Genomic DNA, 26,979 nt, shown 5'->3' on the forward strand with positions numbered 1-26,979 from the left:
TATTTATGAAAGTAATGCGATTATTTGAGATGCTAATTCAAGTCCAATTCTATCTTGTGCCTCTAAAGTAGTAGCACCAATATGCGGAGTGAATGAAATTTCTGGATTCATTAATAATTGAATTTCAGGATTAGGTTCGTTTTCAAATACATCTAAAGCTGCATATTTCACTTTTTCTTCCTCTATGGCACTCACCAAGGCAACTTCATCTATGATTCCTCCGCGTGCAGTGTTTATAATACCAACTCCTTTTTTCATGCTATCGAATTGTTTTTTACCAATAACATATTCATCTTGATAAGGTATATGAACTGTAATAAAATCCGCTTGTTTTAATACTTCGGAAGTTGCTTCAGTTTCAATTTCAATAGCAACCGATTGTCCGTTAAAAAAAGGAATATTAATCATTGCGCTTTTCACTTCAGCATCACTAGCAATAACTTTCATTCCAATACCTAAAGCTAGTTTAGCAACCTCACGTCCAATATTTCCAAAACCAATAATCCCTAATGTTTTTCCTCTTAATTCAGTTCCTTTAGAATAATTTTTCTTTAAATCTTTAAAATAAAGATCGCCTTCTAAAGGCATTTCTCTATTTGATTGATGTAAAAAACGTACCATACCAAATAAGTGGGCAAAAACTAATTCTGCTACAGCATTCGAAGATGCATCTGGTGTATTAATTACATGTAATCCCTGGTCTTGTGCATATTGAACATCAATATTATCCATTCCAACACCGCCACGTCCAATTAATTTTATGCTTGGACAAGCATCTATTAATTCTTGACGAACTTGCGTTGTACTTCTTACTAACAGTACATCAATAGTATGTTCGTTTATAAAATTTTCTAATTGCTCTTGAGCAACTTTTGTTGCAATTACTTCAAATCCTCCTTTTTCCAAAGCATCAATTCCGCTTTGAGAAATTCCATCGTTTACTAATATTTTCATTTATTTATAATCTTGTCATTAAGAGGAGTGAAATGACATACTAATCTTTTTTTATTAAGATTTCTTCACTTCGTTCTTAATGACGTTAAAATTTACCCTTTTCTTTCTAATTCTTGCATTACATCTACCAACGCTTGAACACTATACAATGGTAATGCGTTATACATACTTGCACGATAACCACCCACAGAACGATGTCCGTTTAAACCGTTTATATGTGCTTCTTTCCACATGGTATCGAATGTTGCTTGAAGTTTATTGTCTACCAAGTTAAAAGTGGCATTCATAATACTTCGATCTTCTTTATTTGCATACCCTTTAAAAAGAGGATTTCTATCAATCTCTGTATACAACAAGGATGCTTTTTGATTGTTTACTTTCTCTATAAATTCAATACCACCTAATTTTTTTAACCATTCTAATGTTAACATAGAAACATATACAGGAAATACAGGAGGTGTATTAAACATACTTTCTTTTTCTAGATGAACTTGGTAATTTAACATTGAAGGAATTTGCCTCTCGACTTTACCTAAAATATCTTCTTTTATTACAACTAAAGTCGTGCCAGCGGGTCCCATATTTTTTTGAGCTCCTGCATAAATCAAATCAAATTTTGAAAAATCTAATTGACGAGAGAAAATATCAGAGCTCATATCGCAAATCATAGAAACTGAAGTTTTAGGAAAACTTTTCATTTGCGTCCCATAAATGGTGTTGTTACTTGTACAGTGAAAATAATCTACACCTTTTGGCATTTCATAACCTTTAGGAATGTACGAGAAGCCTTTATCTTTAGAAGAAGCCACCTCAATCGAGTCCCCGAATAATTTAGCTTCTTTTATTGCTTTACTACTCCAAGTTCCTGTATTTAAGTAAGCTGCTTTTTTATTCAATAAATTATAAGCGACCATTAAAAACTGAGTGCTAGCCCCACCATGTAAAAACAGTGCTTTATATCCTTTGTTTTCTAAGCCAAGAAGTTCTAGGGCTAAACATCTGGCATTTTCCATAACATCAACAAAAGGCTTACTACGGTGAGAAATTTCTAGTAATGATAAGTCATCATCATTAAAATTAAGTATCGCTTCAGAAGCTTTTTGTAAAACTTCTTCAGGTAAAATGCATGGACCTGCGCTAAAATTATGTTTCTTCATGTTTTGAATAGTATGGTAAATTACAAAAGTAGGGTATTATTATATTTCCGAAAGGAATTTTAAGGTATTTACACCATCTGCATAGTCCCATAATTGTGGATGTTGTGTTTGCCCGAATTTTATCTCGTTATCGATGAAGTTGTTAGCGACTATACACTGAATTCGTTCTCTATCTTCGTATAACTTGATTTTTAAATCATCAGCATTGTCATAATATTCATAAAATACAGAAGCAATAGGAGAGGCATAACTTGCATCTTCTTTGATCATTAAAAATCCGTTTTCAAGAATATCAAATTCACTCATTAAATACACGGCTTTGTTGTAATCGTAATTATTAGCATATTTAGCATTATTTATAATTTCCTGCTTGTTATATAGTCCGCGAAAAAAGTTATCGAAATCATAATTTCTTGGAACAAATAATTTTGAAACTGAACGACAACCTAATCCAAAATATCGAAATACATCTTCACTCAAGCTTTCAAAGTCTTGTTCTGTTTCATTCCCCGTAAGAACCGCTACAGAATTTCTATTTTTTCTTATAATATTCGGTTTACCTTTAAAATAATACTCAAAATAACGAGCAGTATTGTTACTTCCTGTGGCAATTACAGCATCAAAACCTTCTAATTTTTCTTCAGTAAATGATATTTTTCCTTTAAAATTTGGATTTACATATTCTAAATACTTTGCTAAATAGGGAAGGAGGTGTTTATCGTTAGATGATTGTTTTACTAAGACTGAATGTCCTGAAATTAAAACAGATAAAAAATCATGAAAACCAACCAACGGAATGTTTCCAGCCATAATTATAGCAACTATTTTAGGTTCATTTTCATTTAAATATTTTGTAGAAATCCATTTTTTAATATTTTCTTCAGATAAAGCTTCAGCCCAATTTTCGCAAGCAAACATTAAATTCTCTTTGGTAAACCAAGAATTATACTCTTCTGCTACTTTTAACTGATGTTTGAATCCGTCGAAAAATAAATCGTTAAACTCAATATTTTCTTTTTTCTCTATTGATTCTCTGGAAAACTGACTTAAAAATTGACCTAGTTTTACAAAAGCGTCTATGCGATGTTGGATTTTACCCATTTAAATTGGTTATAAATTAATTTGGCTTTATTTTTGCATCCGCAAAGTTACAAAACTGAAAGAGATTAATTATGGCAATTATTATAACAGATGAATGTATAAATTGTGGTGCATGTGAACCAGAATGCCCAAATACTGCAATTTATGAAGGTGCTGATGATTGGAAATACTCGGATGGAACCGATTTAAGCGGAAATATTGTTTTACCAAACGGTAAAAAAGCGAATGCAGATGAAGATCAAGAGCCAATTTCTGATGAAATCTATTACATCGTAGCAGACAAATGTACAGAATGTAAAGGTTTTCACGAAGAACCACAATGTGCAGCTGTTTGTCCTGTAGATTGTTGTGTTCCTGATGATGATAATGTTGAAACAGAGGAGGAGTTGTTAGCAAAACAACGTTTTATGCATAACGACTAATTTATATTAAAAGATAAAATCCCGAGTTTTTAACTCGGGATTTTTTTATTTCTTCTGTGCTACAACAACATAGGTGTCGAAAGCATAACTTTTTCTATCGATAAATTCAATTAATTTAAAATTACAAAGTTCTAAAAAAATTTCCCACTCATTTTTTGTGAAGGCTCTAACTGTAGAGTTGTCTTCTGTTACCTTAACTAGTGTTCCATTTTCATTTTTAAAATAGGTAGCATTCCAGTTAAACATAAAATTATCAGCTTGTTTGTCTGGTTTCATATAACTTTCTCTGTTATAAAACATATCGTTTATGGTAGCTTTATGTTGAAAAAATTTTCCTTCTTTAATTTCTAAAAAAAATCTAGAGGCATCAATAAAATCAAAGCTTAAAACCCCATCCGAAGTTAAATTTTTATAAATTGAATTCAAAGCTTTGTAAACACTGTTGTTAGATAAAAGATAGCTTGTCGTTCTTCCTGTAATAATAACTGAATCTACTTTGTTTTCAAGTTTAAAATTGGTAATATCTCCTTGTATAAAATTACCTTTAGGATTTTTTCTTTTTGATAAAGCAATCATATCATAACTTAAATCTAGACCTGTATAATTGAAATGAGAATTAATGAACTTCTTTGCTAGATTACCAGTGCCTGAACCAATTTCTAAAACGTTTGTTTTACCATGTTCGTCAATAATTTTTGAATAAAACTCATATTCATCCTCATAATTAATAAAGGTTTTATACATAGCATCGTATATGTGTTCAAATCCATTGGAGTAGAGACTTTGCATTATCTTGAAATTTAAAGGAGTAATTTACTACAAAAAATAAAAACACTCAAATCTATGGATTTGAGTGTTTTCGTTTCAAATAATTATCTTAAAGTTATTTAAGCTTAAAATTGATAATTTACTGATAAACTAAACATAGTACCTAATTGACTAAAATGATAACCATCGTATGTCATTTGAGAATAACGCTGGTTGAAAGTAATTAAGTTTGATTGTTCTTGAATAGGAGTAATACCGTACCAATTCGGTGTTGTATCATTTATTAGAGCTTGACCAGCTGCATTTTCTGCTTTGAATTCCCATTCTGGTAATACATTTAATAAATTATTTACGTTCAATGCAATTGTTAATTTATCAGTTGCATTATAATTGATTCCTAAATCAGTCACAACTTTAGGTATAAATTCTGTTCTTAAATCACTACTCATACCTTGTTGTTTAAAGGTAGTTTTACCGAAATACGTGTTATTTAAAGATAAGCCGAACTTACCAATATCATAAGTAGTTCCTAAAATCCACTTTGTTTTTGGTCTAGAAGTGAAAAATAAAGCCTCTTGTGTTTCGTTAACAACAGATTGATCTGCATCAGCAACTATTTTAGGGTTTTTAACCTCTCCATCTCTTTCGTTTTGAATAGTATAGTTACCAGATAGATTAAAACCTAATTGACCAGACCCTATAGCAATATCTTTATAACCTAAAACGACATCTAATCCAGAAGTTTTAGTATCTAAGGCATTAACAAAAAAGCTTAAATCACTTAAATTATTTGCATTTAGTACTTGATCTAAAGCAGTGTTACCAATACTATTTCCAACAGCATCAGTAGCCGTTTTACCAATTTCTGTACTTAAAACGATTCTATCTTTTACAGCAATATTATAGTAGTCTACTGTAAAACTTACATGTTTATTTACTTTCCCTCCAAAACCTACAGTAAAGTTAGTAGATTCTTCTGCATCTAATTTAGGGATTCCTAAAAGTTGTGCTTGAGATGATACATTATTTATCAATCCACCAACTTGTATTCCTTGTCCTGGCACAAAACTGTATTGGGCTTTTTGTGTATAAATTTGGTGTAATGTTGGTGCTCTAAATCCTGTTGACAGAGATCCTCTTAAAGTGTATTTATCTGATAACTTATATCTAGAACTTAACTTCCAAACAAAAGTGCTACCAAAATCAGAATAATTTTCAGCCCTTGCTGTTCCGCTAACTAAGAAAGCTTTACTAATATCCCAATCTAGACTAAAATATCCACCTAAATTATAACGGCTAAATTTTCCTGAATTTTCTGGGCTATTTCCAGCAAAAGAATCGGCACCTCCACCATCGTAAGAACTCAATTCACCTTCAATAATTTCAAAAAGTTCTGATCTAAATTCAGCACCAAATCCAATACTTACTTTTTCTGAAAGTATTCTAGAAATATCTAGGTTCCCTACGTTATGTGAAAAAGCAGTTCCTCCTGGATCAAAAGAGCGTTTACTGTTTTCTCTATATAATTCAGATCCTTCTGTTAATTCTCCTGGGTCAACAGTACCATTATTATTTGCATCAATCCATGTTGAAGGGGAATAAACGACATTTCTATTGTGAGAATTATTTACTTTATACGTTTGTGAATTACCACCTGTTGTAAAACTTACATCAACATTCCAGTCATTTATTTTTGATCTTATACCTAGAGTAGCATTATAATCACTCAAGTCTCCTTCAAAAGTTGGTACATAACCATCGTAACCACCATCTGTGTTAGGATTACCACCAGGAAAGAAATCAGCTAAATATGGCATACTCTCTACAGTTCTCCAATAAGGCGTTCTATAATTAGCATAACTATTTACCTTTTTATATACATAAGCAGCATTAAAATATACTTGTGATTCATCACTTACATCATAACCTCCGTTTATAGAAAACTTGGCAGCTGCTGTTTTTGGAGAACCATTTATATTATTTGCATCTGGATTACGACTTAAAAATTCATCTACAAAAGGTTTCCCTGCTGCATTTCCCGCATTAATAGCTGCTAAATTAGTAGCATATTCTGGAGTGTTCATATAATTATTTTCAAATTCTGCTACAGCTTGAGGTACAGTAAATCCGGTTAAATCTACTCCTCCCAATGTTCTTCCATCAGCATCTAAATAACTTGAATATGACGTTGGGTTAGTATATACAAAATCAGCTGCTTCACCATCTGCATTAACAGTACCTGGTCTATTAGATAATGCTACTTTAGAAAAATCAGCAGTATAGTTTATAAACCCCTTATCTTCACCAATTGTAGTTCCATTATTAATACTAACACCAAGCATTTCACCATCACCTTCACTGGTAATTCCAGATCTAAAAGTAGCAGATCCGTTTTTAGTGTCTTCTTTTAAAATAATGTTAATTACACCCGCAATGGCATCTGAACCATATTGAGCAGAAGCTCCATCTCTTAAAACTTGTACTGTTTTAATTGCGTCTGTTGGTATTCCAGAAATATCAGCACCTGTTTCCCCTCGACCTGGAGAAGTTTGTGTATATAATAAAGCACTTAAATTTTTACGTTTACCATTAACTAATATCAACGTTCTACTTGGTCCCATATTTCTAATTTCATACGGATCCAATAAAGAAGTAGCATCATTTACTGGTGTTTGTACTGTGTTAAAAGATGGTATTTTGTATTGTAATGCTTTGTCAAATGTAGCCTGACCAGTTGATTGCAAATCTTTTGAAGATACAATATCTACAGGTAACGGACTACTGGTATTACTCCTTGCAGGTGTTCTAGACCCAGTAATAACAACTTCTTCTAATTCTAATCCTTCTTTTAAAACAATATTAAAACTAGTTTTTCCGTTTACAGCAATTTCTTGTGTTTCAAAACCAGAGAAGCTAACAATTAATGTAGCTCCATCTTCAACAGTTAAGCTAAAATTACCATTAAAATCAGATGTTGTACCATTTGTTGTTCCTTTTTCGAGGACATTGGCACCTGGTAAAGGCTCGTTACTCGTGTCTTTAATTGTACCTGTTATTTTTGTTTGTGCCCACATAAAACTACTGCACATAGTCAAAAATAATAGAAGTGTAAGTTTTTTCATAAATAAGTATTTAATTAATAATAAATTACCTTTCTTAATTGTTTATTTATAACAAAAAAGATTTAAGCTTATATTATTAATAAGATTAGTTATGAAATTTTATACTCCTTTTATTAACGTTTTTTTAACTAAAACTTAAATTGTAGCTTAGAATAGTAGAATGAGCCACTACTGCCCATTTGAACAGCATCCCATAATCCACCACTATCTGTATCATTTCCTTGAATAGTAGGGTAGGTGTTAAATAGGTTGTTAACTCCAATTTGGAAAGTTATATTTTTTGAAATTTTATGACCAAAATGTAGATCTAAAGTATATTTAGCTTTATAAAAGTCAGTCGCGGCATTTATTCTTTCTAAAGGAGAATTATTAAAATTAATTAGATCTTCACTAATTTGCCAGTCGATTAATTCTACACTACTAAACCTTGTTAAATTAAGATTGATGTTAAACATCTCTTTTTGAAAGTTAGTGTTTAACGTGAATTTATGTTTTGGAGCTGAGGCTATTAAAAAATAACGTTCTCTAGTACCAAAAAAAACTTCTTGATTTAAATTTTGATTGTTAATTTTATCAATAGTCATTTCATTTATATTACCATAAAAACCAATAGATAATTTAGATTTATTGAATTGTTTTTCCCAGTTAGTCTTAAAATCTATTCCGTAGGTTGAAGTATTAACTCCATTTGCAAAAAATTGTACGTTTTGTATATCTAAATTCAAAGTGGTAGCATCAAAATTACCGCTAAGAATAATTCTGTCTTTTATAGCAATATGATAAGAATCTATAGTAATGTTTAAGTTTTTATTCAGATTAAGAGCTAACCCCAAACTATAATTAAAAGCTTTTTCTTCTTTTAATTGATGAATACCAAATTGTTCTGTAATAGGATCATTATTGGCAATTAAAAAAGATTCTACAGGTTCATTACCTATATAATTAGTAAATTTTAAATTATAATAAATTTGAGCCAGGGAAGGAGCTCTAAAACCCGTACTAAAAGAGCTTCTAATATTTGCGTAAGGTAATATTTTAAAACGAGTTGCTAGTTTACTGTTTAAAGTGCTACCAAAATCGCTATAGTGTTCGTATCGTAGAGCGGTAGCTAGCATCCATTTTTCAGAAAAATCAAATTCACTGTCTAAATAAAAACTAAAATTGGTTCTACTTTCATTCACTTCGTTTGAAGGAGAATATCCTGGAAAACCTTGTGAGCCTCTTGGTCTTACAACAGAATTTAAGGTTATAAGATCTGATACAGGTGTTAGAGGAGTGACGACATCTCCATTTATATCGTAAGATGAATAAGAAGCTTCTTCACCCGAAAAAATTTGATAATTTTCTTTTCGATGCTCTAATCCGAAGGCAATATTCATCCCTTTGAGAATATAAGAGAAGTTTTTTTGGAAATCAAGATTTACAGTATTCTGACTTAGTTGATGTCCACCAGCATCAAATTCGGTAGGAGAGTTTTCGAGTAACGTTGCATTGAGTGTGTTTTTAATAAAATAATGGAAGTTATTAACACCATAGGTATTACTAAAATCAACATTCCAATTTTTATAATTTCCTTTAATTCCTGCGGAAATAGATTTGTCAGAAATATCAGAGGTTATTAAAGGATTAAAACCATTAGGATAAATATCAATCACATTACGCTCACTCTCTTTTTTTCTAGTAAAAGCAAAAGCTTCTGTATTTCTGTCACTGTATCCTCCATTAGCATAAAATTTAATTTTAGGAGAGATAGGGATTTCTGAATTAAGAAATATGCTATTACTTTTTAAAGCAGCATCCCCGTAATTTTGCCTTGTGTTAGTTCCTTGCCTAAAAGTATGATCTTTAGATATGATTTCTGTAGAAATGTTGACAAATCCATTTTTTAAAATTTTAAGACCATAATTAAGATCTGTTTTATAAGTTAATCCATCTACCCCTTTTTTAGAAGAATCTTTGTTATTACTTGCATTGTAAAAACCGAAGGTTGTATTTATATCAACAAGATCTGTTGTATCTTTTAATACAAGATTAATCACTCCTGCTATAGCATCAGACCCATATTGAGCAGAAGCCCCGTCTTTTAATACTTCAATGCGTTTAATAGCTGAAGTAGGTATGGTATTTAAATCAGTTCCTGAATTTCCTCTTCCCCTTGTTCCATACAAATTAACTAAAGAAGCCTGGTGCCTACGTTTACCATTAATTAATACTAATGTTTGATCTGGACCTAAGCCTCTGTAACTAGCAGGAACAATATGGTCAGCACCATCTGAACCAGATTGTTTGGTAGCATTAAACGAAGGAATACTGTATTGTAATAATTGATTTACATCTATTAAATCACTTTTATTGGTCACTTTATTTATATTAACAATATCTGTTGCAACTGGAGAGTCTGCTTTTTTTCTATGATTATTTCTAGATCCTATTATTTGGACTTCATCCAACTGAACCCCAGATTTTAAAATAATTTTTAAAAACTCTTTTTGAGATTTTATTATTTGAGCATCATAACCAATATAAGTAACGGTTATCGGATTGTTTTTGATTAACTTAAGAGTAAAAGAACCATCGTTTGAAGTAGTAGTACCGTTTTTAGTATCATTTTCTAGAATAGTAGCTCTTTTTAATGGAAAATTCTCTGAAGCTAAAACAATACCTTTTAAAGTAATATAGTTTTCCGTATCTATTTTCTGCTTTATTCTTGTAGTTGTGGTGTCAATTATAAATTTCTCTTTGTTTTTTGATGCTATATTGGTTTGAGGTTTGTATAATACATAGTAACTATTTCCTAAATAATCTATCTCATAAGAAGTGAGCGTTTTGATTTTTTGTATTGAAGCCTGTAAAGAAGTAGTGCTAAAAATAACACTATTGATTTTTTTTCCTTTTACGATTGTAGGATTGTAAGTAAAAAAAACATCATATTTTTTACTTATAGAATCAAGCGCTTTTGAAAGCAAAACTGTTTTATTTTTCTCTTGACTGTAAGAAGATGTAAAGAAATACAGAGAAAAAAATAATAATATTTTATGTACAACCGTATTCTTTAAAAACATTAAATGTGGATGTATAAGTTATTTGTTATAAACCACTAATTTAGTATTTTCTTTTATTATTCTAACATTTGTAGATTTTTCTATTGCTTTTAGACAAATATCAATATTCGTAGTAGGTACGGCTCCTGTGATTAAAATATTTTTACTTTCAGAGTTCTCATATACGACTTCACAGCCATAAGTTTCCGTTACCTTACTTAATGCCTTATCTAAGGAGTAGTTGTTAAAAATAAGTTTTCCATCTTTCCATGAGGTTTGTTCTGTTCCTAAAATAGATTTTTTTTCCTCTAAAATTTTATCTTGTTCTGCAGAATACACAATAAAATTACCTGGTTTCATTTTCTTAGAAGTACCATTTTTTAATGACAACCAAATATTCCCTTCTTCTAAATATACTTGTGTTTTTTGTTTTTTGGCATTTACATTGAATAATGTACCATAAACTTCAACTTCTAAATCGTTCGTTATAACCCAAAATTTAGCATTACTAACTTCTTTTTTATCGACTGTAAAAAAAGCTTCTCCTTTTAACCAGACCTTTCTGGTTTCCTTTTCATTATATGAGATACTAGAATTAGAATTTAACGTAACTAAACTCCCGTCTTTTAATTTTAAGTCTAATACCTCACCATAAGCAGTTTTATAGGTAATCATATTAGGCTTAGTAAAAAAATAAATGCTTATAGACAATAACAACAAAATACTAGCAGCAAGACCAATCCAAGTTTTATAATTATTTTTTTTGTTATCTATTTGCTGGTTTTTAGAAGCTTTTATTTTTGCTTCTAATTTATTCCACTCAAAATTAATTTTATCTTCAGAAACAGGTGTGGGTTTAAATTTGATTCCTAATAAAATATCTTTAGCTTCATTGGCAATTTGTTTTTTATCAGGATTGTTTTCTAACCAATAATTCCAAAAAGTAACATCTGATAGTTGTTTGTTTAAAGCCCAATTAGAAAATGAAGTGTCATTTAAAAAATCGTGAATAGAATTATAGGTGTTTTTTTTCATTTCTTAATTGAGAAGGGGAGTTTATAAGAATAAGAGCCATATTTATTTATTATACTCTTTTTAAATGCACAAATTTAAGAATTTTACAATTTAACGCAACAAATTTAAGAATTTAATAATTGTATAATAGCAACATCTTCCCTTAAGTTTTTAATAGCTTTGTGTATGGTGTTATTTACACTTTGGTAGTTTATATCCATTACTTCAGCTATTTCTGTCGCTTTAAGGTTGCAGTTGTATTTTAAATAGATAACTTCTCGTTGCCTTTTGGGTAGTTTATTAAGTAATTTTGGTAAATTTTGATTTTGAAATGTTTTAGATTCTTGATGAGTAATTAATTCTTCAGGAGTAAAATGAATATCAATTATATTTTCATTAATATCTCTAACAAAAGTATTTTTTTTAGATTTTTTTATAATATGAATAATAAATCGTCTAAAAGAAGAAAATAGGTATGGAGCAATCGTGTTTAAATCACTTAAATTTTCTCGGTGTTCATATATGTATATAAAGAAATCTTGTAAAGAGTCCTCTGTAATAGTTTCATTTTTTGAGATTTTCAGACCATAATTATACAAAGAAGCATAATACGTCTTGAAAAGGATAGAAAAAGCTTCTACATTTCCTTTTTTTAAAGAGTCCCATAAAATTTCATCCGATAAGTTTTTCTTCATTAAAAATAGCTAAAAATATTTCTAAAAGTAATGAAAAATAATAAACTCAATAAGAGTAAGGTTAAAAATATCGTTTAAAGGGACAAATCATATAGTAATAATTAAGGTATATTAGAAAGCAAAGCACTATATTTGCACCGCTAAAAATTTAATTAATGAAAGCTGGAATTGTAGGATTACCAAACGTAGGAAAATCGACGTTATTTAATTGCTTATCGAATGCGAAAGCACAAAGTGCAAACTTTCCGTTTTGTACTATAGAACCAAACTTAGGTGTTGTAAACGTGCCAGATTCGCGTTTAGAAAAGTTAGAAGAATTGGTAAACCCAGAAAGAGTAATGCCTGCAACTGTAGAGATTGTAGATATTGCTGGTTTAGTTCGTGGAGCTAGTAAAGGAGAAGGATTAGGAAATCAGTTTTTAGCAAATATTCGTGAAACGGACGCTATTTTACATGTATTACGTTGTTTTGACAATGACAATATTATTCATGTAGATACTACAATAGATCCGATTCGAGATAAGGAAACAATCGATATTGAATTACAATTAAAAGATTTAGAAACAGTTCAAAAACGTTTAGAACGTGTAAAAAGAACGGCTAAAACAGGAAATAAAGAAGCGCAAGTAGAATTAGAAATTCTTTTAAAAGTAGAAAGTACTTTATTAGAAGGAAAATCTGTACGTGCTATTAGTTTTTCAGAAAAAGAACAAGAGTTTATTAAACCTTTACAGTTTATTACAGCAAAACCTGTTTTATATGTATGTAATGTTGACGAAGGATCTGCGGTTTCTGGAAATGCGTATGTAGAAAAGGTAAAAGAAGCAGTAAAAGACGAAAATGCTGAAGTTATTGTTTTGGCTGTAGGTACTGAAGCAGATATTACAGAGTTAGAAGATTATGAAGAGCGTCAAATGTTTTTAGCAGATATCGGTTTAGAAGAAGCTGGTGTTGCACGTTTAATTCGTTCTGCATACAAATTATTAAATTTACAAACTTATTTTACGGCGGGTGTTAAAGAAGTTCGAGCTTGGACCATTCCTATAGGAGCTACAGCACCACAGGCAGCTGGAGTTATTCATACAGATTTTGAAAAAGGTTTTATTCGTGCTGAAGTAATCTCTTATAATGATTATGTACAATTTGGTACAGAAGCAAAAGTAAAAGAAGCTGGTAAAATGCGAGTAGAAGGGAAGGAATATGTAGTCGTAGATGGCGATGTAATGCACTTTAGATTTAATGTATAAAAGCATTTAATTAACATAAAATAGTTAGCCCAAATTCATCATGAGTTTGGGCTTTTTTGTACTTTTAAAATTCAAAAGAAGAAAGAAATGCAAATAGAAAAAGCAACACTTCAATATTTAAAAGATTTAAAAGAAAACAATAATCGTGATTGGTTTGCAGAAACTAAACCCAATTTTTTAAAGGCACAAACGAATGCTAAAGAATTTTATGCCGCGATTAGAAAAACGCTAGAAAAACACGATACTATAGATAAATTTAAATTATTTAGAATCTATAGAGATGTTCGTTTTTCTAAAGATAAAACTCCTTACCAACCACATTTTGCAGGGTCTTTTTCTCGATTAGGAAAAGAATTAAGAGGTGGTTATTATTTACGTATTCGTCCGGGAGAAAGTTTCTTAGCAGGCGGATTTTGGGAACCCAACAAAGAAGATTTATTACGTATTCGAAAAGAAATAGAAATGGATGATGCTAAAATACGTGAAATTTTAAAAAATAAAAACTATGTACACTATTTTGGAGGTAAATTTGAAGGAGCCGAATTAAAATCAGCTCCAAGAGGGTTTGACAAAACACACCCGGCTGTAGATTTATTGAGAAAAAAAGGATTTATAGCGGTACGTAATTTTACAGATAAAGAAGTGTTAGCTCCTGATTTTTTATCTGAAATAGACAAATCATACAAAGCATTACGTCCTTTTTTTGACCTAATGAGTGATATTTTAACCACCAACTTAAACGGAGAAAGTTTACTAGATTAATGGAAACTACATTTGAATCAACAAGAATTGTACAACCCAATGAAATTGATGAGTACAACCACGTAAACAATGTTGTTTATGTACAATGGATACAAGAAATAGCAGATGAACACTGGAAATTTTTAACTAAAGACATCGAGAAAATAGCATATGTTTGGTTTGTAGTTCGACACGAAATCGATTATAAGAATCAAGCTAAACTAGGTGATTTAATAACGGTTAAAACTTGGGTTGGTAAAACAGAGGGCGTTAAATCTGTTCGTCATGTAGAAATAAAACGTGGAGAAACTCTCTTAGTAAAATCTGAAACCACTTTTTGCATGCTTCATGCAAAAACATTAAGGCCAACTCGTATTACAGAAAGTATTTTAAACACATTACTTCCCAAGAAATAAAAGTATCTTTGCAACTTATTTAAAGAGAAATATGTCAACATTTTTAGACTTAGGAGTTCATAAAGATTTTATAAAAGGATTAAAAGAATTAGGTATTCAAAATCCTACAGAAATTCAAGAAAAAACGATTCCGTTTTTATTAGAAAATAGATCCGACTTTATTGGTTTGGCACAAACAGGAACTGGTAAAACAGCAGCTTTTGGTTTGCCAATTCTTCAGCAAATAGACCCTAAAAAAGACGAAGTACAAGCATTAATTTTATCACCAACGCGCGAATTAGTTCAGCAGATAAAAAAACAACTGTTTAAGTTTACGAAGTATGTAGATGGTAAAATTTTTATAGAAGGAGTTTATGGAGGAGAGAAAATTGAACGTCAAATAAAAAATTTAAAAAGAACCACGCATATAATCGTTGCTACTCCTGGTAGGTTAATCGACCTAATTGAAAGGGGAGAAGTAGACCTAAAAAACATTAAAACATTGGTGTTAGATGAAGCTGATGAAATGTTGAGTATGGGCTTTAAATTGGATATTAATCGAATTTTAAAATACACTTCTGGTGAGCGTAATACATGGTTATTTTCGGCAACAATGCCAGAAGAAATTAAACGTATTGTAAAAACCTACATGAATATTAATGCAAAACGAGTTGAAATAAATCCAGAATCTTTAGTAAACTCGAATATTTCACATTTGTATGTAAAAACAACCTTGAAAGAGAAAATGGATGCCATTATTTCTTTCTTAGAAAAAAGAAGTACAGAAAGAGGTATTATTTTTTGTAGAACTAAAGCCGGAGCACGTAAATTAACGGCAGAATTACAAGAAGAGGGGTTTTCTGTAGATGTTTTAGAAGGCGATATGAAACAAATTGAGCGCGATAAAGTAATGCGTGCTTTTAAAAACCAAAACTTACAATATTTGGTTTCTACAGATGTTGCGGCTCGTGGTATCGATGTAAGAGACTTAAACTTTGTGGTACACCATCAATTACCAGAGCAATTAGAGTATTTTACACACCGAAGCGGGCGTACAGCCAGAGCAGGAAAAAAAGGCGTATCTATAGCGTTTATTCTACCTAATGAATTGGAAAAAATTCATCAATTGCAAAAACAATTACATATTAAGTTCGTAGAAACTACATTAAAATAAGCAGTGAGTATTATTTATGTTTTAGATTTAGTAGGAACTTTTGCTTTTGCGGTTAGTGGTGCCTTGGTGGCTTCTAAAAAACAATTCGATTTGTTTGGTGTTATTATTATTGCCTTTGTAACCGCCGTAGGAGGAGGAATGCTACGCGATATTTTAATAGACGCACATCCAATAAATTGGATTGGTGATTTAAATTATATCTGGACCATCTTAATTGCTGTTGTTTTTACTTTTTTGTTTAAAAGCAAAATAGAACCTTTGCGCAAAACTTTCTTTTTGTTTGATACCATTGGTATTGGAGTGTTTACTTTATTAGGCCTTCAAAAAGGATTAAATTTTAATTTGCATCCATTTGTCGCTTTAATTATGGGAATGATTTCTGCTGTTTTTGGAGGGGTAATTAGAGATGTATTAACAAGAAAAGTTCCATTGATATTTAAAAAAGAAATTTATGCTTCTGCTTGTTTAGCGGGCGGAGTTGTATATTTACTATTAAACTACCTTGCCATTCAAGAAGATATTCAATTTATAATTTCTGCTGCGGTAATTGTACTCATTAGAACAGTTTCTGTAAAATTTAAATTAGAGCTTCCGAAGGTAGAAGATGATTTATTCAGTAAAAAAGAACTACAATGAACCCACTTATTTTTAATTCTATTGAAGAGTTTCGTACGATGGAAGGAAAAGCCTTACCAGACGGACAATGGTATACCGTAACTCAGCAAATGATTAATGATTTTGCAAATGCTACTTTAGACAAACAATGGATTCATGTTGATGAAAAAAGAGCAGAGAAAGAGTCGCCATTTAAAAGTACGGTAGCCCACGGATTTATGTCTGTTTCGATGCTTTCTAAGTTATTAGAAGATGTTTTTAGCATAAAAAGCTTACAAATGGGCTTAAATTATGGTTTAAACAAAGTTCGTTTTCCGAACCCAGTTCCTGTTAATAGCGAGTTAAGATTGCTTAGTTTGGTAAAAGAAATTGAAAATTTAGGCGAAAACGGAATTAAAGTAACATTTTTATGTACCGTAACCATAAAAGGCCAAGAAAAACCAGCATGCGTTGCTGAATTTATAGCAGCCTTATTTGAATAAAAAAACACTGCAAAAGCAGTGTTTTTTTTATGTAGTTTAAAAAGAGATTAAGATAACCATCCTTTAGCATCTGCTTTTTGAGTATACCAAATTAAGAATACACCAAAAAGCAATACTACAATAGGCATTACAACAGCGCTAGTACCTACTATTTCTATAGAATTACTAATAAAAACATTGTAGAATACTTGTACTACGATACCTACAATTGAGACTATAAAAACAGGTTTAGCTAATTTTTTACGAAGTAATAATAATATACTTCCAAATAATCCTGCAAAAACAGCAATAGCAAAAGCAGCCATTACCCAAGAAGGAGTGTTTAAAACCATTTCTAAAACTTTTTCGTCTGTATACATAGCTTTAAAAGAATCTGTTCCATATGCTTGTTGTAGGTACATATTTACCCCAGAAGCGTTCCATAAAAGCGCTACAACAGCAATAATCCAGAATACAGCGGTAGGTTTGTTTGTGTTTGACATAGTTTATGAATTAGTTGATGAAATATTAAATTTAATAAAAATAATTTTAACTGTTTTTTGTGGTTGTATTTTTATCCTTTAAATTGCTATCAAAAATGAATAAATGAAAAGAATTATTGCTTTTTGTGTTTTATTATTTTGTTTTACGGCATTTTCTCAAGAAAGAGAATTGCCAGAAGGTTGGGATAAAATTCTCTTAGAAGGTAAAATTGCGTATATGAATCTAGTAACAGGAGATGTTTCTACTATGTTTCCTGAACATGCAGCTAAGAAACCTGAAACAATAGTAGAGTATGACCCGACCGTTTTTCATAAGGTAGAAAAAGGGGAGACCTTAAGTACCATTGCTAGGAAATACAATATGAATCTTGCCGAACTATACAAACTGAATAATCTAGAAAACTTTGATACGATTGAAGTTGGACAAGAAATTGTTTTGGGATACGAAGATGAAAAAGACTCTCAAAATAAAGTGCATAAAACGGAAGGAAATACATTTACAGATACTTCAAGTCGTAAACTACATTCTGTAAAAAGCGGAGAAACGCTGTTTAAAATTTCTAAAAAATACAATATACCCGTTTCTAAACTGAAGCAAATCAATAATTTACAAACAAATAACATCTTCGTTGGACAGCAATTAAAAGTTCAATTTTAATTACATATGGAAATATTTACTTCTTACAACCTCATTATTTTAATTTCTACCATTATTATTATTTCTTTCTTATTCGATAAAATAGCAAAGAAAACCAATATACCTTCTGTATTAATGCTTATTGGTTTAGGTGTGGTGCTTCAATATGCTTTGAAGTTTTTAAATGTAGACAGTGTAGATTTATTTCCTGTTTTAAAAATGCTAGGAATTGTAGGTTTAATAATGATCGTGCTAGAAGGCGCACTCGAATTAGAATTAAAAAAGGAAAAGATAATTCCTATTTTAAAAGCATTTGGCGTCGCATTTATCGGTTTGCTTTCTGTTACTTGGGCAATAGCCAATATTCTCGATTTGTCGATTACAGGTATGAGCTCACAAGCAGCTTGGTTGTATGCAACACCTTTAGCCATTTTATCGAGTGCCATTGTAATACCAAGTGTTGCAGGTTTGTCGGAAGAAAAAAAAGAATTTCATATTTACGAAAGCACCTTTTCTGATATTTTAGGAATTATTCAGTTTTATTTTTTATTAGAACAATTTAATCCGGAAAAGGAGGTAACCCTAATAGGGTATAGTGGTAGCATTATTTTTACGGTTATTATTTCTTTGATTTTAAGCTATATAATCATACTCGTATTTCAGAATATAGAACGAAAAGCAAAACTATTTTTATTGGTTGCGGTATTACTATTACTGTATGCAATTGGAAAAAAAATGCATTTATCGTCTTTAATTATTATCTTAATATTTGGATTGGTTATTGCGAATACGAAACTGTTTTTTAGAGGTTTTTTAAAAGAATATATTAAAAAAGATCAGATAAAAGAGTTATACCACGAGCTTCATTTTATTACTGCAGAAGCGGCTTTTGTAGTAAGAACTTTGTTTTTTGTAGTGTTTGGAATAACCATTGTTTTATCGTCTTTGGTAAAGTTAAAAGTGGTCTTGGTTAGTGTATTGATCTTGGCGATTATTTTCTTATTTAGATATGCACGATTGCGTTTATTCTTCGGTAAAAACATTACTCCGCAATTATGGATTGCACCAAGAGGTTTAATTACCGTTTTGTTATTTTATGGTATTCCTGAAACGTTTTTGGTGCCAGATTTTGAACCTGGTATTTTATTATTCGTTATTTTGAGCACTGGAATTATTATGAGCTTTGGTTTAATTAATAATAAACCCGCAATTGAAGATACAGAAGAAGTTTATGATATCACTGAAGACTATGACGATTATTCTGAAGATTTCCTAGAAGAAGAGAATACACCAGAATAATTTGTTTGAGAGGATGTTTAATATTATTTAAATTCTATTTAACATAATATTAATTATAGTACAAACACCACATTAAAAAAAAAGGCGATTAAACCCCAATTAAAACACTAAAAACAACTTATTTCAAAGACCTTGTAGATTAATAATAGGTCAAATAAAAGAAAAATAAACCAAATAAACAAATATGAGGTCTAGTGAGTAAATTATTTTAACTTGAAAAGAGACACCGCACGAAAATAAAAGAGAGTCAAAATTCGCCCAAATTTTTTGGGGTTTCCCTCTTACAGGGGAATCCCTCCCAAAAAAATTTGTTCAAATTCCAACTCCCTTTTGAGCGTTGTTTGTTGTTTCTTTTTAAGCCAAAAAAATTTTGATGTTTTTTAGAGAACAACGAAAACAAATTAACTCAAACCACTATCTCCATTCTCAAAATTCCCATCATGGAAAAGAAAATCTTCTTTAGCAGTTAACTTTAAACCATCAAAAATAACAGACATATAAGGGAAACCCTCATCCATTGGCATATAAGACGACCAACTCTCAAACATTAAAGATTCATCTACATGAGCCTGATTAAATAAAGCATTTTCTATTTTACGATTTCTATCTGTAATGATATAATCAAAACCAAAAACATGTAATTTCTTTCTCTGATTTCCTAACATAAACGGTTGAACATGCTCTCCAGTTACTGAAATATTACCATAAAGTAACTGATTTTCTTTGATAGGCAAGGTCAATCCATTAGGTCCTAAGAAATCCATAAAATTAAAATTGACAGGAACAGCCGAATAAGAATAACCATTGATTTGTATTGTATTAGTATTCATAAATAAAATATTTAATCTTTTTTAAAACAGACCAATCCTCAAAATCATCATAATCAACAAAAGGATTGAACCTATCTAAATTTATTTTTCTTTTATAGAAATTGCTTCTCTTTTTTTTTTCAAATAAGCAATTAACAACTTTATTAACTCAACAACCAAAGCAACCAATAAAGGAACTAAGGCCACTTTAAACTCATGGGACACACTCGCAAAAGTGATTGATGTACCCCAATTCAGGAGATTTAAAAACATTTTCATATTATTTATGGAATTTTGATTGAGGATGTTTATAGCTTACTAAAGATCTAAAATCAGAAAATAATAAACCAAGAACTACACAGTATTTAAAAATTATCATATTATTGTAAAAAATTTAAAAATTATGATTAAAAAGAAAGACTTTATTTTAGGATTTGTGGCAGGAATAATATCAACTCTAACAATGGCATTAATTATCATTTCAGCATAGGAAAAGACAAACCCTTATTTGTATAGATCAAATCCAATTCTTTTAACTGACCAGTTTCGAATTCCCTTAAAAGAATGGAATTTAAATCCAAACTTTGAGTAAAGCCACCCCATGACCCTGTATCTAAAATTTTGTAGGTTCCAGTAATTCTATTATGAAATCTACGTCCAAAATCATGATGCAATTGAATTATCTCTACAGAACTTAAAGAAGAAATAGCTTTAAAAATAGGAAAATGATCATTATTAAAATAACCGATAGAACCTATTGACTCGTCAATAATTGAAATAACAGAATCTATCTTATTATTTTCAGAATAAGACTTAACATTATTAGAAAAACTAGAAAGATTAAAGACCTTATGTATATAATAAATAACAAAAACTAAAAACCCAACTATTAAAATCCAATATTTTTTTAACATAATTTATTTATTTAATAAAGCCTTAACAATATTCGTTAAGGCTTTATTGTTATTAATCTATATAATTATGAGTAAGCTAAAATAAAGCCCTCATCTATATGCTTATTAGCTATATGACGCCCATTTTCATGCTTTATAATTGCCCTTACCAACTGCTTCTTTGAAACACCATCAGAAAACCACTGAGAAACCTCCCCATCAATATCTTGACCGATAGAACTAGCAACAGCCTGCATATAAGCTTCAGAATTATTTTCTTTCTCAGGCGCATATTTCAAAATCAATTGTCTAAGTGTCATATTAGGAGATTTACGCAAGTACGTTTCTAATAATCTAAACAAAGCACGAACACCAAATTCCATTGTTTTAAATTGCTCGAAAGCACCATCAGTATTCTTACTTCTATCAATAACACCCTGCCAATTATTTACAGGATTTATACGAATATTTCCCGGGTTAAAATTTCTAATACCTCTAGGTAAATCTTTATTTGTTCCAACTGGATACATGCTGTAATCATCCACAGCTGTAGCACTATCAATATTATCGTTTTTTTTCATCTTTTTTGAAAATAATAAGCCTATCAAACCCAAAGGTATCAAAGCTAAGATTTGTAAAAATTTATTGTTCATCTGTTTGAGATTTAACATTCTTTTTGTCTTTTGGTAAAACTGAATCCTCTACGATATCAATATCCCAAATATTTTCTACATCCTTAACAAATAAACCAAGACATTCAATAGCCGAACCCAAAGTATCAGATACTTTTTTAACTACTCCCGTATATTTAGTAACCTTACTCCCAAGGTTAAAAATAATTGAACCTATTTTTAAAAGTTTCATTAGTTATAATTTTTAGAAATATGTTTACCAATATATCCCCCATTACTCGCCTTTGGATTTACTATCCAGTTCAAGTCTTTAAAATAGACTTTATGATTTGACAAATCCATTAAACCATTAGCAAATAAAGTCTCTTTAAAAGGTGCTTCCATAGTCATAGTTACTTGTACCCATTTCTTACCAGAACCAGACTTAACAATATCACTAGATATCTGTGCCTTTACCGTCTTTCCTTGATAATTTTTACGGTCATTCTTAGTCTGAAAAATTTTTACATTTCTCATTACACCATCAAAAAGCTTGAAACCCACAATAAAAACGCCCTCACCTTTTTTATAAGGCTCTACAATCTTACAACCACTTTTAGGTTTATAATTACCATTGTTATAAGTGTTATTATTTCTATTTCCCATATTAAGAACGTTTTTTCGCTTTTACAACTCTTGGTTTACTACTAGTAAATAAAAGAGATAAAACACCAATTATTAACCCCAACAAAGCTCCAAACCAATACCACAACTGAACACCTTGCCATTCCTTTGACATGAACGCAATAAATTGCGCCCAATATTTTTTTATAGTTTCCATACTATATACTATTTTTTATATTTATTATAAATGAATACACCTAAACCAGCCACAATCGTAACTAAAAGACCTATTAAAACCCATTTGTTACCTTTTTCCGTAACATTTTCTTCAACCACAACAACTTCTCCCGATGGTAAAACGACAGTCTTTTTAACAGCAGTTTTAGGAGGACTAACAGTTTTTACAACTTGTTTAGCCTTATATTTACGATACGCTACATTGCCTTTAACATATGACGTCATACTTTTTCCATTAAAATCACGAAATCCCTTACCATTTACCGTATCAGATAAAGTATCAAAATCGAATTTTTCAGCCATCAAAGTTCTAAAACGGTTTAAATGATTGGTAACCGCATCTAATTGAATTTTACGCCTTTCTATATATGATGGTCTTTTTCCATCAGATAACAAACGCTCTGACAATGCCTTATATACACTAAGAGCAAAATCCATACGTGATGCTTTCTCCAAATCACTAACCCCCTTATTAGCATAATCTTCTGAATAACCAACTATAAGCTGGTAAGTTGTATTTGCCTTTTGTGCAATTTCTTCTGGTGAATCATCGAACAAACCTGACACCGCATCAAAAGCCTGACCAATAATTGCACCACCAATGTTGCCACCACTAAGAACGCTTCCAAAAATTGAACCTATATTACCTGATGAAGATTGCTTCACAAGCGGTTGAACATCTTTAATATCAAATGATAACATATTATTAGATTTTAGTTAAATTTAACCCCGAAGAATTCATAATCTTCTCCCCTTGTATCTTCTATGATTATCTCCTTTGCCTTTCTTACATCTAAAACATGGCAATAACGAGAACCATACACAGGAACTCCTAAAAGGTGACCTACAACACCATGTGTGGTTGTTTCAAACGCTTCTAAAATTTCAGCATCAATAGTTTCTTTTTCTGCATCATAGAAAATAGTTAATTCCTCAGGAATTGAAGCAGCTTCTTTTTTAAAGACTAAATAATTAAACTCAGAAACATCTAATCTTTGTTCATAGTCTTTTCCTGAATATGGAAAACGTTTTAATTGATACAACGATGTCGCTTTTTGTTTACCACCTAAAGCAAATACTGAAGCTTGAGCATTATCTCCAAATTCAGAAATATCTACGTTTAACGTGTCGTCATCTCCAAGTAGAATTTCTCCACCTAAAGCAACCTGAACTATTCCCCTTGTTAACATAGGAGAACCAGAACCATTGTCTACAAGCTCATAAGTTGGAGCTGTACCCGATAAAAGTCTTTGAATTTTTTGTTGAGCTTCAACTAGCATTCCTAAAGAAACAGGAGTGGTAATTTTCTGATTATCAACAGTCGCTCTTTCTACTAATGTCTCAACTGTAGCAGTTGGTAAAACATTTTTGAATAACAAATGTTGTGCGCTGTCTAAATGCTCAAATTTAATTGGCATTTCTGCACCAATAAACAATACTTTTTTTGACATACTAAAATTTAATTTTAATTATTATTAATTTCAGTACAATAGTATGCCGATAAGAAAAAGAACTCTTCGCACTATGCCAAGAGTATTAAATTTATTTTACAGGTAAGTTATTTTATATTATGAACCCAAAATGCAGAGCTACCAAAATCAATACACACCTGATTACTTTCATTAAAAATAAGTGGATCTATTTTTTTTGTTTCTTTGATCAAAGAAACACTTTTTAAAACATCAATGTTTTCAAGGGCTGTAGAAAATTCATTTATAAGTTTTTTATAATGTTGCTTTATAGATTGCCAAATATCTTTAAATTTTGTTTTTGCAATATCGTGAATTCTCCCAGCATGTACACTAAAAAAATCATCATAAGCGACTAATTTTAAACCCGATTTACTTATCATAGAAATAACCGCATCAAAAATCGGCTCACTATCTGTTATTTTAGGATAATCTAATTTTTTGGTATCATTGCTCAAACCCCAAATTTTGCCTAATATAGGACGTTTTCCAACTTCTTGTTTATCCATGTATTTCATAATGTATCGTGAAGTTTCTTGCACATTTTCCAAACTTTTGATATCTGTGGTATTAGGATTTTTAAAACCCTGTAATTTTTCAATATTATAAACCTGTTTTTGCTCGTGATAAGTCTTTTTTGCCTTTATTTTTTTTCCTTTTTTATAATAGAATTCTTTATAAATAAAACCTTCATTTTTTCTATTTTCTACATATGCTTCAATATATCCCAATTTACCTATTTGCCTATTCCAAAGCAATCTAATTTGCTGATAATCAATAAACTTATCTATTAATAAATGAAAGTGTATATTGCCATTTTGCTGTGCTTCCGCTTTCCATATATAATACCTAACCCCATAAGTTTTGCGCAAATTATCAATAAAAGCTATCAATGATTTTCTTAATACTGCATCTGTATGAACTTGTTTACTTGGTAACGTAAGCGTTACAAATGACAAGTAATTATCATTCTCCCAAGGCTTTAAACGATAATTATAGTTAAACAAAATAGTGCTTGTCATATTTTCTACAGCTTTACGGATTTTTCGCAACTGTAATTGAGACAATAAGCCCAAAGGCTTTATATCGATACCTTTTTCCTTATTTAATTGTATATGTGAATCATGTAACAATTTATGAGAATTGACATAATCAGTAATATCTTCATATTTTACACGTATATCTTCAATTTTATTTAAAAGCTTTTTTGTCTTTGTGTAAACATCAGTATTAAATTGTTTCAATGCATTTAAATTCGGCTTGCGCTCATGATTTGAATAAGACATATCCGAATTAATGACTATACAACCTTGTTTCAAGGTTGCCACTAGAGGAAAATTTGACATATTTAAAATAAAAGGGGTAATTGAAATCGAAAATGCTAAAAAGAGCATTTTCGATTTTTCCGTTATGTTCTGCCAAGCCAATAAGAAACCGTTAAAACGGCCTCTAAGGCTCATTTTAACGGTTTAAATGTTAAACTTTAATTGATTTTCTGTAGGTGTAAACAACACCTTTTGAGAGGGGTTATAAGGCTTTTGCGCTCTGTACACATTAGATACACTACAAAATAATTTAGTTGTAGCTATCTCCTTAATAGCATCATACACCGAATAGATAGTATTTTCACTATCGTTTAATAACTCATCAATCCAAATAGATATTTGTTCCCTCCTCGCTTCGTGGTCTATTTCATTTTTACAAGGCATCATTAAAACTATTTAAAAGGTTACAAAGACTTTTTGAAGATAGATCAGTTTGTTTTGCACAATAAAGAAAAGAATCTATTGAATGGAGTTCTTCAGTTATAGCAGAAATATAGCCACCAATCAAAATATAAATATCTGAAGTAAAAACTGAATCAGAAGAAAGCAAATCTCTCAAATAAGAAAGATTTGAAGTTAAGGAATCACGTCTTTCACAAAAGAGTAAAGTTAAATTATCAGAAAGCATATTTTAAGACGTAATGAGTTATGAAGTACAAAAAATCTACAATCACAACAGTTAAACAAAGAGACATTAAAACAATAAAAACCTCTAACAAGAGATACAAAAACTTAAGTATTTTTCTATAACTCATAACACAATTGATTTTCGTTAAACACTCTAATTCTACCGTCATAAGTTTCCGCATGAACAGACCCTTCACAGTTATCAATTTTTGTAAATGGTTCCAATTGTGGCAAACCCATCCTAATTTTAACAAAAACACCACCGTCAGGAATTTTTCGCAATGGTATTGCAATAATTTTTTTTGAATACATGTAATAAATTTTTATTACAAGGATTGATAAAAAGTTGTTTTTGTAGTTAAAACTTTAAATTTGGTTTTCTTGTAATCATCATTAATTACATGAGAAGTAATACTTTGATTAATTTTATCATAACTAAAAGAAACCATTTGTTTATGAGAACGCAATTTATTCACAATTGTATAATTATTCTTTTCCTTAAACAATGTTAAAGACAAATCTAGAGTTTCCTCAACATGATTTAAAATGCGCCAATAACCACCCATTTTAAAACTATTGTTTCCCTCCCCATATTCTTTATGAAAATACTCTAAATCAGAAAGAAAACCATCTAACTTCTTTTGTAAACGTAAAGAGGAAATACTTTCTAATTCAAAATAATAATCTAAATAAATAGCATACAACTCCCTTTGCACTAACATTAAAGTCCTTACACTATCAGATAGGTAAACATTTAAACTGCGTGCAAAATCCTCGGCTTTTCTCTTACTTGTAAATTCCAAGCGTTTACCGATATCAAAAAGTATGTAATATGGGAGACTAGAATGCTTTTCACTTTTCCTATAAACAGGAAGCAATATTTTTTTCATATAGCAATGATTACTTTTTTTTCCTTTTCAAAAAGGGTAAAAATAACCACTCTTAATCTTTATGCAATTTCGATTTTTTTTGACTTATAAAACACGAAAAACGCGAAAAGACTAGGTAAAAAACCAGTATAATATTAATTATAGTACA

The 26,979-nt window shown here is 30.4% G+C and carries 30 protein-coding genes; 9 read left to right on the forward strand and 21 right to left on the reverse strand.

Annotation, left to right across the window (positions count from 1 at the left end):
- Nucleotides 1-3: 3 nt before the first annotated feature.
- From C7447_RS06530 to C7447_RS06540, 3 genes are all read right to left on the reverse strand, one after another.
- Nucleotides 4-954, reverse strand: a complete 951-nt coding sequence (locus C7447_RS06530) for a D-2-hydroxyacid dehydrogenase (RefSeq protein WP_148869712.1) — start codon at nt 952-954, stop codon at nt 4-6.
- A 92-nt stretch (nt 955-1,046) separates the two neighbouring features.
- Nucleotides 1,047-2,111 (reverse strand): 3-phosphoserine/phosphohydroxythreonine transaminase, encoded by a 1,065-nt coding sequence (serC, locus tag C7447_RS06535; RefSeq protein WP_148869713.1) that lies wholly within the window; start codon nt 2,109-2,111, stop codon nt 1,047-1,049.
- 39 nt (nt 2,112-2,150) lie between these two features.
- Nucleotides 2,151-3,212 carry an acyl-CoA reductase gene (locus C7447_RS06540; RefSeq protein WP_148869714.1) on the reverse strand — a complete coding sequence of 354 codons (1,062 nt, stop codon included), beginning with the start codon at nt 3,210-3,212 and terminating at the stop codon, nt 2,151-2,153.
- A gap of 71 nt (nt 3,213-3,283) precedes the next feature.
- Here C7447_RS06540 and C7447_RS06545 point away from each other — a divergent pair, with 71 nt between their 5' ends.
- Complete coding sequence (locus C7447_RS06545) at nt 3,284-3,634, forward strand: 4Fe-4S dicluster domain-containing protein (protein ID WP_148869715.1); 351 nt, start codon at nt 3,284-3,286, stop codon at nt 3,632-3,634.
- 45 nt (nt 3,635-3,679) lie between these two features.
- Here the strand turns inward: C7447_RS06545 and C7447_RS06550 are convergent, their stop codons facing one another.
- The 5 genes from C7447_RS06550 to C7447_RS06570 form a co-directional block, all read right to left on the reverse strand.
- Entirely contained in the window at nt 3,680-4,423 is a 744-nt protein-coding gene (locus tag C7447_RS06550; protein ID WP_148869716.1) for a class I SAM-dependent DNA methyltransferase, read from the reverse strand.
- Nucleotides 4,424-4,527: 104 nt separating this feature from the next.
- Entirely contained in the window at nt 4,528-7,524 is a 2,997-nt protein-coding gene (locus C7447_RS06555; protein WP_148869717.1) for a TonB-dependent receptor, read from the reverse strand.
- Between the two features lie 128 nt (nt 7,525-7,652).
- On the reverse strand, nt 7,653-10,586 hold the full coding sequence (locus tag C7447_RS06560) for a TonB-dependent receptor (RefSeq protein WP_148869718.1): 2,934 nt from the start codon (nt 10,584-10,586) through the stop codon (nt 7,653-7,655).
- 18 nt (nt 10,587-10,604) lie between these two features.
- A complete protein-coding gene (locus C7447_RS06565) occupies nt 10,605-11,600 on the reverse strand; it encodes a FecR family protein (RefSeq protein ID WP_148869719.1) in 996 nt (331 codons plus the stop codon).
- A 104-nt stretch (nt 11,601-11,704) separates the two neighbouring features.
- Nucleotides 11,705-12,274: an RNA polymerase sigma factor gene (locus tag C7447_RS06570; RefSeq protein ID WP_148869720.1), complete on the reverse strand. Its 570-nt coding sequence runs from the start codon at nt 12,272-12,274 to the stop codon at nt 11,705-11,707.
- A 155-nt stretch (nt 12,275-12,429) separates the two neighbouring features.
- On the opposite strand from C7447_RS06570, the gene ychF reads away from it, so the two are divergent.
- The 6 genes from ychF (at nt 12,430) to C7447_RS06600 (ending at nt 16,928) form a co-directional block, all read left to right on the forward strand.
- Nucleotides 12,430-13,521 carry a redox-regulated ATPase YchF gene (gene ychF, locus C7447_RS06575; protein WP_148869721.1) on the forward strand — a complete coding sequence of 364 codons (1,092 nt, stop codon included), beginning with the start codon at nt 12,430-12,432 and terminating at the stop codon, nt 13,519-13,521.
- Nucleotides 13,522-13,608: 87 nt separating this feature from the next.
- Nucleotides 13,609-14,283, forward strand: a complete 675-nt coding sequence (locus C7447_RS06580) for a DUF2461 domain-containing protein (RefSeq protein ID WP_148869722.1) — start codon at nt 13,609-13,611, stop codon at nt 14,281-14,283.
- Nucleotides 14,283-14,678: an acyl-CoA thioesterase gene (locus C7447_RS06585; RefSeq protein ID WP_148869723.1), complete on the forward strand. Its 396-nt coding sequence runs from the start codon at nt 14,283-14,285 to the stop codon at nt 14,676-14,678. Before C7447_RS06580 ends, C7447_RS06585 begins: the two co-directional genes overlap by 1 nt.
- A 31-nt stretch (nt 14,679-14,709) precedes the next feature.
- On the forward strand, nt 14,710-15,831 hold the full coding sequence (locus tag C7447_RS06590; RefSeq protein ID WP_148869724.1) for a DEAD/DEAH box helicase: 1,122 nt from the start codon (nt 14,710-14,712) through the stop codon (nt 15,829-15,831).
- Nucleotides 15,832-15,834: 3 nt separating this feature from the next.
- The gene (locus C7447_RS06595) at nt 15,835-16,467 is read left to right on the forward strand and encodes a trimeric intracellular cation channel family protein (protein WP_148869725.1); all 633 of its coding nucleotides are present in this window, start codon (nt 15,835-15,837) and stop codon (nt 16,465-16,467) included.
- Nucleotides 16,464-16,928, forward strand: a complete 465-nt coding sequence (locus C7447_RS06600; RefSeq protein WP_148869726.1) for a MaoC family dehydratase — start codon at nt 16,464-16,466, stop codon at nt 16,926-16,928. The genes C7447_RS06595 and C7447_RS06600 overlap by 4 nt, the downstream gene beginning before the upstream one ends.
- A 47-nt stretch (nt 16,929-16,975) precedes the next feature.
- On the opposite strand, the gene C7447_RS06605 is transcribed toward C7447_RS06600, so the two are convergent.
- A complete protein-coding gene (locus C7447_RS06605; RefSeq protein ID WP_148869727.1) occupies nt 16,976-17,410 on the reverse strand; it encodes a hypothetical protein in 435 nt (144 codons plus the stop codon).
- A gap of 103 nt (nt 17,411-17,513) precedes the next feature.
- Here C7447_RS06605 and C7447_RS06610 point away from each other — a divergent pair, with 103 nt between their 5' ends.
- Together C7447_RS06610 and C7447_RS06615 are read left to right on the forward strand one after the other, a co-directional pair.
- Nucleotides 17,514-18,068 (forward strand): LysM peptidoglycan-binding domain-containing protein, encoded by a 555-nt coding sequence (locus C7447_RS06610; protein ID WP_148869728.1) that lies wholly within the window; start codon nt 17,514-17,516, stop codon nt 18,066-18,068.
- Between the two features lie 6 nt (nt 18,069-18,074).
- A complete protein-coding gene (locus tag C7447_RS06615) occupies nt 18,075-19,346 on the forward strand; it encodes a cation:proton antiporter domain-containing protein (RefSeq protein WP_148869729.1) in 1,272 nt (423 codons plus the stop codon).
- Between the two features lie 401 nt (nt 19,347-19,747).
- On the opposite strand, the gene C7447_RS06620 is transcribed toward C7447_RS06615, so the two are convergent.
- The 12 genes from C7447_RS06620 to C7447_RS06670 form a co-directional block, all read right to left on the reverse strand.
- Complete coding sequence (locus C7447_RS06620) at nt 19,748-20,176, reverse strand: hypothetical protein (RefSeq protein ID WP_148869730.1); 429 nt, start codon at nt 20,174-20,176, stop codon at nt 19,748-19,750.
- 455 nt (nt 20,177-20,631) lie between these two features.
- Nucleotides 20,632-21,069: a hypothetical protein gene (locus C7447_RS06625; protein WP_148869731.1), complete on the reverse strand. Its 438-nt coding sequence runs from the start codon at nt 21,067-21,069 to the stop codon at nt 20,632-20,634.
- A 65-nt stretch (nt 21,070-21,134) separates the two neighbouring features.
- Nucleotides 21,135-21,701 carry a hypothetical protein gene (locus C7447_RS06630; protein ID WP_170245934.1) on the reverse strand — a complete coding sequence of 189 codons (567 nt, stop codon included), beginning with the start codon at nt 21,699-21,701 and terminating at the stop codon, nt 21,135-21,137.
- Nucleotides 21,691-21,912 carry a hypothetical protein gene (locus C7447_RS06635; protein ID WP_148869733.1) on the reverse strand — a complete coding sequence of 74 codons (222 nt, stop codon included), beginning with the start codon at nt 21,910-21,912 and terminating at the stop codon, nt 21,691-21,693. The genes C7447_RS06630 and C7447_RS06635 overlap by 11 nt, the downstream gene beginning before the upstream one ends.
- Nucleotides 21,912-22,325: a hypothetical protein gene (locus tag C7447_RS06640; protein ID WP_148869734.1), complete on the reverse strand. Its 414-nt coding sequence runs from the start codon at nt 22,323-22,325 to the stop codon at nt 21,912-21,914. The genes C7447_RS06635 and C7447_RS06640 overlap by 1 nt, the downstream gene beginning before the upstream one ends.
- 1 nt (nt 22,326) lies before the next feature.
- On the reverse strand, nt 22,327-22,500 hold the full coding sequence (locus C7447_RS14775; RefSeq protein ID WP_170245936.1) for a hypothetical protein: 174 nt from the start codon (nt 22,498-22,500) through the stop codon (nt 22,327-22,329).
- Nucleotides 22,501-22,508: 8 nt separating this feature from the next.
- Nucleotides 22,509-23,186: a hypothetical protein gene (locus C7447_RS06645; RefSeq protein ID WP_148869735.1), complete on the reverse strand. Its 678-nt coding sequence runs from the start codon at nt 23,184-23,186 to the stop codon at nt 22,509-22,511.
- Between the two features lie 47 nt (nt 23,187-23,233).
- The gene (locus tag C7447_RS06650; RefSeq protein ID WP_148869736.1) at nt 23,234-23,971 is read right to left on the reverse strand and encodes a hypothetical protein; all 738 of its coding nucleotides are present in this window, start codon (nt 23,969-23,971) and stop codon (nt 23,234-23,236) included.
- Nucleotides 23,972-24,078: 107 nt separating this feature from the next.
- Nucleotides 24,079-25,383: a rolling circle replication-associated protein gene (locus tag C7447_RS06655; protein ID WP_148869737.1), complete on the reverse strand. Its 1,305-nt coding sequence runs from the start codon at nt 25,381-25,383 to the stop codon at nt 24,079-24,081.
- 75 nt (nt 25,384-25,458) lie between these two features.
- On the reverse strand, nt 25,459-25,701 hold the full coding sequence (locus C7447_RS06660) for a hypothetical protein (protein ID WP_148869738.1): 243 nt from the start codon (nt 25,699-25,701) through the stop codon (nt 25,459-25,461).
- 357 nt (nt 25,702-26,058) lie between these two features.
- On the reverse strand, nt 26,059-26,253 hold the full coding sequence (locus tag C7447_RS06665) for a hypothetical protein (protein ID WP_148869739.1): 195 nt from the start codon (nt 26,251-26,253) through the stop codon (nt 26,059-26,061).
- A 14-nt stretch (nt 26,254-26,267) separates the two neighbouring features.
- Nucleotides 26,268-26,831, reverse strand: coding sequence for a hypothetical protein (locus C7447_RS06670; protein WP_148869740.1), 564 nt, complete (start codon nt 26,829-26,831; stop codon nt 26,268-26,270).
- Nucleotides 26,832-26,979: the final 148 nt, after the last annotated feature.

This window comes from Tenacibaculum adriaticum, from assembly GCF_008124875.1.
GTDB classification, from domain to species: Bacteria; Bacteroidota; Bacteroidia; order Flavobacteriales; family Flavobacteriaceae; genus Polaribacter; species Polaribacter adriaticus.